This is a genomic window from Psychrobacter sp. Rd 27.2 (assembly GCF_001921755.1).
GTDB classification, from domain to species: domain Bacteria; phylum Pseudomonadota; class Gammaproteobacteria; order Pseudomonadales; family Moraxellaceae; genus Psychrobacter; species Psychrobacter celer.
Window position 1 is genome coordinate 1 of the sequence record NZ_MRYB01000124.1, and the last position, 366, is coordinate 366.

The following is a 366-nucleotide window of genomic DNA, read 5'->3' on the forward strand; positions in this document are numbered from 1 at the left end:
AAAGGGATTGACGGAGCGCACAAGATCGATAGGAAGGTTGTTTACATTGACAAACTTACTGCCGACTTTGACAAAACCGTTGCTAGGGTTCGAGTCGCTATTACTACTTGATTTGGTGCTAGGGTTGTAAATTTTTGCGCCAGCTGGCAAGTGGCGCTCTTTAATGATGTCACTTTCGTTGAGCTGACCTTTCCGTTCAGCGTTTAGAGTAGCGATATCGACATACTCAGTGCCTTGCTCAACGAAAAATCGTTCATTTTCGATGACCGCATCCTCAGGAATATCCTTACCTTCAACCACGCCACCTTGGCGGTTAATAGCCATATACTGCATGACACCTTCTTGTACTTGCCGTACCTCATCAGT

Annotated in this window: 1 protein-coding gene; it reads right to left on the reverse strand. The window is 45.6% G+C overall.

The window, feature by feature from the left end; translation table 11 throughout:
- On the reverse strand, positions 1-366 hold a 366-nt coding region (locus tag BTV99_RS13585), incomplete at both ends, for a hypothetical protein (protein WP_256713799.1).